General features: G+C 63.4%; 7 protein-coding genes. 4 read left to right on the top strand and 3 right to left on the bottom strand.

Annotated features, from left to right (window positions below):
* Both Q8K05_RS03730 and Q8K05_RS03725 read left to right on the top strand, forming a co-directional pair.
* A partial coding sequence (locus Q8K05_RS03730; RefSeq protein ID WP_305245181.1) for a PLP-dependent transferase occupies window positions 1–1,059 on the top strand: 1,059 nt, incomplete at its 5' end.
* 19 nt (window positions 1,060–1,078) lie between these two features.
* Window positions 1,079–1,258 (top strand): hypothetical protein, encoded by a 180-nt coding sequence (locus Q8K05_RS03725; RefSeq protein WP_305245180.1) that lies wholly within the window; start codon window positions 1,079–1,081, stop codon window positions 1,256–1,258.
* 135 nt (window positions 1,259–1,393) lie between these two features.
* On the opposite strand, the gene mnmH is transcribed toward Q8K05_RS03725, so the two are convergent.
* Both mnmH and Q8K05_RS03715 read right to left on the bottom strand, forming a co-directional pair.
* Window positions 1,394–2,452: a tRNA 2-selenouridine(34) synthase MnmH gene (mnmH, locus tag Q8K05_RS03720; protein ID WP_305245179.1), complete on the bottom strand. Its 1,059-nt coding sequence runs from the start codon at window positions 2,450–2,452 to the stop codon at window positions 1,394–1,396.
* Window positions 2,449–3,120: an arylesterase gene (locus Q8K05_RS03715; RefSeq protein WP_305245178.1), complete on the bottom strand. Its 672-nt coding sequence runs from the start codon at window positions 3,118–3,120 to the stop codon at window positions 2,449–2,451. The genes mnmH and Q8K05_RS03715 overlap by 4 nt, the downstream gene beginning before the upstream one ends.
* 67 nt (window positions 3,121–3,187) lie before the next feature.
* Here Q8K05_RS03715 and Q8K05_RS03710 point away from each other — a divergent pair, with 67 nt between their 5' ends.
* On the top strand, window positions 3,188–3,910 hold the full coding sequence (locus Q8K05_RS03710; RefSeq protein WP_305245177.1) for an ABC transporter ATP-binding protein: 723 nt from the start codon (window positions 3,188–3,190) through the stop codon (window positions 3,908–3,910).
* A 132-nt stretch (window positions 3,911–4,042) separates the two neighbouring features.
* The gene (rlmB, locus tag Q8K05_RS03705; protein ID WP_305245176.1) at window positions 4,043–4,804 is read left to right on the top strand and encodes a 23S rRNA (guanosine(2251)-2'-O)-methyltransferase RlmB; all 762 of its coding nucleotides are present in this window, start codon (window positions 4,043–4,045) and stop codon (window positions 4,802–4,804) included.
* Here the strand turns inward: rlmB and Q8K05_RS03700 are convergent.
* On the bottom strand, window positions 4,801–5,028 hold a 228-nt coding region (locus Q8K05_RS03700; RefSeq protein WP_370868764.1), incomplete at its 5' end, for a chromate transporter. The two genes, rlmB and Q8K05_RS03700, sit on opposite strands and share 4 nt — an antisense overlap.

The following is a 5,028-nucleotide window of genomic DNA, read 5'->3' as shown; positions in this document are numbered from 1 at the left end:
GGCTACACCTACGGCCTGCATGGCACGCCCACCACCTTTACGCTGGAAGAGCGCATCGCCACGCTGGAAGGCGGCAAGTACTGCACCCTGGTGCCCAGTGGCTTGGCCGCCGTGGCGCTGGTGGACATGGCCTTGCTGAAGTCGGGCGACGAAGTGCTGATCCCCGACAACGCCTACGGCCCCAACAAGGCGTTTGCGCAGGGTGAACTCGCGGCGTGGGGCATCAGATTCCAGTTTTATGACGCCATGAATCCGGCCGATCTGGCGGCTAAATTGAACCCTGAAACACGCCTGGTCTGGCTGGAGGCGCCGGGCTCGATCACGCTGGAGTTTCCCGACCTTCCCGCGCTGGTCGCGGCCGTACAGGCGCACAACCAGGCCCCGGGACAGGCGCACCCGCTGGGCACCGTCACGGCACTGGACAACACCTGGGGTGCCGGTCTGGCGTTCAATGCGTTCGCCCTTGGCGTTGATGTCTCCATGCAAGCGCTCACCAAGTACCCCAGCGGCGGCGCGGACGTGCTGATGGGTTCGGTGGTGACCAACAATGAGGCCCTGCATCACCTCATCCACTTTTGCCACATGCGCGTGGGTTATGGCGTGAGCGGCAATGATGTCGAACTGGTGCTGCGCGGCCTGAACACCATGGCGTTGCGCTACGCTGCCCAGGACGCTGCAACCCGGCATCTGGCGGCCTGGCTGGCGACCCAGCCGCAGATCGCGGCCGTGCTGCATCCCGCTTTGCCCGGCTCGCCCGGGCATGCCGAATGGCAGCGCGATTGCACGGGGGCGGCCTGTCTGTTCTCCGCTGTTTTTAAACCCGAGCTGGCGCCAGCGCAGATTGACCGTTTTTGCGACAGCCTGAAGCTCTTCAGGCTGGGCTACAGTTGGGCCGGGCCGATGAGCCTTTGCGCCCCCTATGACGTGCCCGCCTTGCGCACCAAACCGTGGCCCCATCGGGGGGGGCTGGTGCGCTTTTCAGTGGGCCTTGAGGCGGTTGCCGACCTCCAGGCGGACCTGGCCCAGGCGCTGGTGGCAATGCAGTACAGTAAGGGTTAATTATTCAAGAAAGCACGCAGTGGCAACTCCCAATTATTCCTACGAAAAGCGCCAGAAAGAGCTTGCGAAAAAACGCAAAAAAGAAGACAAGCTCAAGCGCAAAGGCGAAGGCAGGCCAGATGACGCGCCCGATGACGGCACCGACACGCCGGACACCCCGGCAGAGCCGCAGACGGACGTGCCGCCGGCCGCCTCCTGAAGCAGTTCCCGTTATTTTGCAAGAAATAAGGGCTCAGCCTTTGAACGGCGGGCGCTGAAGGCTATTGATTCAGTAGCAGTCAACCCGCCGTCAAACCCGACAACACCGTTCAGGTGATGTCGGGTTTTTTTTATGTCAGGCTGTGGCCAGCATGGTGCGCGCCAGCGCCGTCATGGCAGCCACCGAATGGTCGCTGGGCGCAATCACCCGGGCCGTTTCATACTGCTCAAAGTTGCGCCGCATCGACTGCAGGTAGACCGGGTCGTAGTGCTTCACCAGCAGTTCGCGCACGACCGACGCAACGTCACCGCTGCGGGCGCGCGCCTGCCAGTCTTGCACCGTGGCCTTGCCGCGCGCTTCGGTCAGGGCGCCCAGACGGTCGCAGAAAAATTCGATGTCCTGGACGAAAAAATCATAGTCCTCCAGTAGCAGCGCCACCCGTTCGTCTTCGGGCAACTCCAGCTGCAGGCAGGGGCTGGTTCGCATGGCGGCTATCAGGCCTTCGGGCACCGCCACATTGCCAACCTTTTTACTTTCGCTTTCAATGTAAACCGGGCGCGCCGGGTCAAAGCTGCGCAAGGCGGCCCAGATGCGGCTGTCAAAGGCCTTCTGGCTGGGCTGCGGCAGGCCCGGAATCATGCCCAGCACCGAACTGCGGTGATGCGCCAGCCCTTCCAGATCGAGCACCTGGGCCCCCTGGGCGCCCAGCGCCTGCAGCAGTCGGGTCTTGCCTGAGCCGGTGGTGCCGCAAATGACCTGGTAGCGGTGCCGCGCCGCCAGTTGTGGCAAATCGGCCACCAGGGCCGCCCTGAAGGCCTTGTAGCCGCCATCAACCAGCGTGACCCTGAAACCGATCTGGTCAAGGATCAAGGCCAGCGAGCCGCTGCGCTTGCCGCCGCGCCAGCAATACACCAGCGGCTGCCACTCCCGGGGCTTGTCCAGAACGTCGCGCTGGATGTGCGTGGCAATGTTCTGGGCCACCAGCGCAGCACCCAGCTTTTTAGCCTCGAATGCGTTGATCTGCTTGTACTGGGTGCCGACTATTTTTCGCTCGTCGTCATGCAGGCTGGGCCAGTTCACGGCGCCGGGGAGGTGGTCCTCGGCGTACTCGCCCTCGCTTCGGGCATCAATGACTTCAGAAAAATTGTTCAGCTGGCTGAGTGCGGCCTCAGCGGAAATGCGTTCGAGGCTCACTTGATCAGTTTCTTCAGTTCGGGCAAGACGTTGGCCAGCATGCCGGCTTGTGACAGCTCGTTGGGGTGAATGCGGTCGGCCTGGAAGTTGGCGGTTGCGTCTTCCATGTCGGCAATGCCTTTGAGGAAAAATGGCACCAGCGCCACCTGCTCGGCCTTGGCGACCTTAACAAAAAGACCTGCAAATTCGGCGCTGTAAGCTGCGCCGTAGTTGGGCGGCACCTGCATGCCCAGCAGCAGCACCTTGGCACCTGCTTTTTTGGAGGCCTGCGTCATGGCGGCCAGATTGCTTTGGGTCATGCTCAGCGGCAAACCGCGCAAGGCATCGTTGCCGCCCAGTTCAATCACCACCGTGCTGGGCCGGTGCTGCGCCAGCAGGGCTGGCAGGCGCGAGCGTCCGCCCGATGTGGTGTCTCCGCTAATGCTGGCGTTGACCACCCGCACGGCACTTTTCTGTTGGGCGGCCAGCTGCTGTTCCAGTAGCGCGACCCAGCCCGTGCCGCGCTTGAGGCCGTATTCGGCGCTCAGCGAATCCCCCAGCACCAAAATGACCGGGGCGGATGGGGCCGCGGTTTTGGCGGCGGCATTCGCGACCTGTCCGTGCGCCAGCCAGGGCGTGCCCAGCACGGCCGCGAGCAGCAGCGCACCGAAAGGTCTTAGCCCGCGCATCCGCTTTGCAAGGCCAAGCTTGGTAGATACTGGGTGGGTGAGTTTCAAGTTTTCTGATAAGGCTGACATGTTTGAACCTGTGGTTTCCGTTTCGGGCGACGTTGCTGCAACGCCCGCCCTGTCTTCAATTATTTCCGTTGAGCATGTTTTCAAGTCGGTGACGGACTCAACGGGCACACTGACCATTTTGCGCGATATTGACTTTGCCCTGGCGCCGCGCGAAACCGCCGCCATTGTCGGTGCCTCCGGTTCGGGCAAAAGCACGCTGCTGTCCATCATCGCGGGCCTCGATACCCCTACAGCGGGCACGGTGCGGCTGGCCGGACAGGATATTTTTGCCCTCAGTGAAGACGAGCGCGCCGCCTTGCGTGCCCAGCAAGTGGGTTTTGTTTTTCAGAGCTTTCAGCTCATGGGCAACCTGACCGCGCTTGAAAACGTCATGCTGCCGCTGGAGCTGTCGGGCACCAAAGGCGCGAGGCAGCTGGCAACCGAGATGCTCAAGCGCGTCGGTCTGGGCCAGCGGCTTGGTCATTACCCCAAAGTGCTGTCGGGTGGCGAGCAGCAGCGCGTGGCGCTGGCGCGGGCGTTTGTGGTCGAGCCGGCTGTGCTGTTGGCCGACGAGCCGACCGGCAGCCTGGACTTCGCCACCGGCGACACGGTGATGAAGCTGATGTTTGAACTCAACGAGGAACTCGGCACCACGCTGGTGCTGGTGACGCATGACCCGGCGATTGCGGCGCGCTGCCAGCGGCGCATCACGATTGAGGCTGGTCAAATCCTGAATTTTTAAGTAAAAAGTGGCTCCAGCCCATACCAGGCGGGTGCAAGCAGCTATGAATAGCGAAGCAATTTTAGCGCTGCGCTGATGGGCCAAACCACGCTGGCAAGGCGCAGCCGTCACGCCAGCAGTGATAATCCCCGCATGTCTTCATCCCCTAAAGTTCTTTTTGGCTTTCATGCCGTTGGTGTCCGCCTCAAAACCGCGCCCAAGTCGGTGCTGGAAGTTTTTTACGATGTGTCGCGCCGCGACGCCCGCATGCGCCAGTTCACCGACCGTGCCCGCGAAGCCGGCGTGCGGCTGATTGAGTCCGACGGCCTGCGCCTGGCCAAAATGTGCGGCAGCCACGGCCACCAGGGCGTGGTAGCCCGGGTCGATGCGGTGGCCCAGGTCACCTCGCTCGATGAGCTGCTGGAGCAGTTGGAGGCGGCCGGCACCACCCAGCCCTTGCTGCTGGTGCTCGACGGCGTGACCGATCCGCACAACCTCGGTGCCTGCCTGCGGGTGGCCGACGGCGCGGGGGCACAAGCCGTGATTGCGCCCAAGGACCACGCGGCCGGCATCAATGCCACCGTGTCCAAGGTCGCCAGCGGCGCGGCCGAAACCGTGCCTTACTTCATGGTGACCAACCTGGCGCGCACCTTGGGCGAGCTCAAGGAACGCAACATCTGGTGCATCGGCACCAGCGACGACGCCACCAAGACGATTTACGACGTGGACCTGACCGGCCCGGTGGCGCTGATTCTGGGTGCCGAAGGCGAGGGCATGCGCCAGCTCACGCGCAAAACCTGCGACGAGCTGGTCCGCATTCCGATGCAGGGCGCGGTCGAAAGCCTGAACGTGTCGGTGGCCAGCGGCGTTTGCCTGTACGAAGCGCTGCGCCAGCGCCGCCCGGCAAGCGCCTAAATCAGGCCATACCAGCCGAGCAGGGCGCCGGCGCCCAGCAGCCAGAGCAGGTGAATCTGGCTGCGCCAGACGATCACGGCGGTGGCCGCTGTCAGCAGCCACACCGGCCAGTCTTTCAGCGAGCTGCCGTTGGCGCCGGCCAGAATCCAGCTGGTGGCAATCAGCAGCGCCACCACGATGGGTGCCATGCCCTGCTTGAAAGCGCGCACCGCCCGCAATTGGCG

Origin of the sequence: Polaromonas sp. (assembly GCF_030682935.1) — a bacterium.
Taxonomy (GTDB): Bacteria; Pseudomonadota; Gammaproteobacteria; order Burkholderiales; family Burkholderiaceae_C; genus Polaromonas.
This window is presented reverse-complemented; position numbering and strand designations above follow the sequence as displayed.